Consider the following 2,723-nt stretch of genomic DNA (forward strand, 5'->3'; position numbering starts at 1 on the left):
CGCCGCGTCACGCAACGACAGGTCATCCCACTGGCTCGGCAACCGGTCCTCGACCGGGATCGAGCGGTCGAACAGCAGTGATCGCTCCAGGTCGGAGCGCACCGCATGGGATACCGTCGTGATCAGCGACCGCCAGGCCTTCCTGCTCACATCCGGGTTGCGCAGAATCTCGACCGCCGCCTGCTCATAGCGCGGCGTGGTCGGACGCAGCAACAAGTACAGCCACCGCAACGCTCTCGCTCGATCGTCCAGCGGGACACTCGGGTCCTCCGCGAACCGCCACTGGACGCAGATCATCGAAGCCGTGGTCGTCCGGTCGAGCTGAGTGAGCGTCCAGGCCGCTCGGCTGCGCTCGTCGACCGAGGTGTCCCGGTCATCGATCACCGTCCGCAAGAACGCCGTCGCCTCGCACAATGCGTCCGGCTCGACCGACACCGCGTTCTGAAGGGCGAACCGCCGCGAATCGAGCGGCAGTAACTCGTCCTGTGCGAGCCTGCGCAGTTCGGCGGACTCCCCGAGTACGAGGGCAGCGGCAATGCGGTCGCCCGGCGTTGTCCCGGAGTCCTTCAGCCGGAAACGAAACCGGTCGGCCACTTCCGCTCCGAACGATCTCAGGTCAGCGACGAAGCGCCTGAGCTGATCGACGGGAAACGTCTTCGCCGCGGACACGACCAGTTCCGCGGCACGGTCGAGGTGAGCCGGCAGTCTGGAGGCGAGCAGGACAGCTGCTTCGGCTCGATCGCCGTCGGCCAGACCGGGGAAGTTCACGAAGCGTTCCAGAAACGCGAGCACCTCCTGGTCGCCACCGTGACCCAGCTCCTCGATGGCGAGCACCGCTCGCCACGCCCACCGAACCGAGGTTCGTTCGTCGGCTAGGATCTCCATCAGCGCTTCGGCTAGTTCCTGGCGCGGGCCGGCTCCGTTGGTGGCTTGGTAGAGGACGAACTGGTGGAAGTCGGTGATCCCCAGGCCACCTGCGATGATCCGGCGCAGTTCCACGGCCGATTCCCGATCGAAACAGCTGCTCAGGGCACTGAGCCCGTTCGCGGCGGCGACGCGGATGCTCGTCGGCCGTCGCACGTCGCGCATGACCACTCGCAGCACGGTCGCCGATTCCTCGGCCAGAGCGCGATCTTCGCCCGAGACCGTGTTGGCCAGCGCCGTCAGCACCTCGGCGGAGGCTTCCGCTGAGCGGGCGGAGTCGAGCAGCGCGGCCAGAGCCTCGTCCCTGTCCCCGGCCTGAGCCATCTCCCGGTGGGCAGCCGACACCGTGAGCTGTCGCAGGTGCGCGATCACCCGCGGGTGGTGGTCGGGGCCCGACCTGATGAGCGTGTTCGCGGCACGACACCTCACCTGGACGTGCACGTCAGGGTCGGCGACCAGATCGTGCAGCGCGCGTACCGCATCAGCCCGATGGGGATCGCCGAGGTCGACGAGTTCGTTGAGAACCGTGACGTGATCGTGTGAGCCGAGTGGCACGCCGGAGCTCAGCAGCGCCTTCGCGGCCTCGTCCCGATACGCCGGTCCCGCCTTTCCCAGTGCGGAAGCCGCTCGTGCGACGTTGTTCCAGTTCTGGTGAAGCTCGCCGAGCATCTTCCGCAGTCCGGCAAGCGCGACTTCGCGCTGCGCCGCGTAAGCGATCAGGTGACCGAACAGAACGGAGCGGTCCACGTCGCGGACGGCGTTCTCGGCCAGCTCCGCGATCAGCTCGCCAGCCGTCCGACGCTGCCGCTCGGCGAGGCGAGCGGTCAGTTCGATGGCCGTGTCGTCGAGATGGGCCGAACTGATCGAGGCGAGTCCCAATGCGGCGTCCTGCCAGACGTAATAGGTCTGCGCCGAGCTTCTCAACAGTGAGAGGAACTGGGACGCGCAGATGTCCGCGAACTCCGGGCCGATCTCCAGCAGTCCGGTCGCCGCCTCAACGAGGTGGCGCGGCGAGGAATCCACATCGGACAGCACGCGAGTCAGCACGCCGATCGAGAACGTGCGCGCGTCACCACCGAACGCCGCCAGGATCACCGCGGCGGCGCGCACGGAAGCGCTGCTGGCGATGGGATCGGTGAGCACCGCGCGCAGGCCGCGTTCGGCGGCGCTTCGTTCGCTGGTTCCGCACTGCGCCAACGCTTCTGCTGCCACGAGCCGGTCGGACACCGACGCCTGTGGCTCGTCGATCAGGCGGTGGAGGAACCGGACGGCGTCCGCTGTGTGAGGGCCGCGCACCCGCACCGCCAACGCGGTGGCGGCCTCCGCACGTGATCGCCAAGGCGCTTTCGAACAGTTCATCAGGCGGAGGAGCCACTCCGCCAAGCCGGGGAACGAGGTGGCGCGGGAGGCCTCGGTGAGGATGTCGGCCGCGTTGAAATGTGTGGTCATGGCCCAGCCCCAGACCGTGGCGAGGAAGGCCTCCGTCCTGGCCGCCGAGGCCGGTAGGTGGTGGGCCAGCAGGCGGGCCGCGAGGAGGTGCTGGTCCGCGTTGCCGCGGTGCAGCCAGTCGAGGAGGCGATCTGCCTCGGCGGGGTGCAGGCGGGTGTGGTGGAGCAGCACGGCGCGGGCGAAGCGGCCCGATTCGCGGGCGTCGGCGGCGTGCAGGAGGTCGGCGAAGACCTTGGGGCAGAAGGCGTCCGGCAGGTCGCGGGCGCGGGAGGTGGCGGCAAGGTGTTCCGCGAAGCTGTGGTGCTGGAACGCGAGCTCGTCGCCACGCAGGACGAACGGCCCGACGGCGA

The 2,723-nt window shown here is 68.8% G+C and carries 1 protein-coding gene; it reads right to left on the minus strand.

What is annotated here, in order from left to right:
* The coding region (locus B0F77_RS40310; protein ID WP_158102960.1) for a hypothetical protein at positions 1-2,723 on the minus strand (2,723 nt) is incomplete at both ends.

The organism is Lentzea kentuckyensis, assembly GCF_002150765.1.
GTDB lineage: Bacteria > Actinomycetota > Actinomycetes > Mycobacteriales > Pseudonocardiaceae > Lentzea > Lentzea kentuckyensis.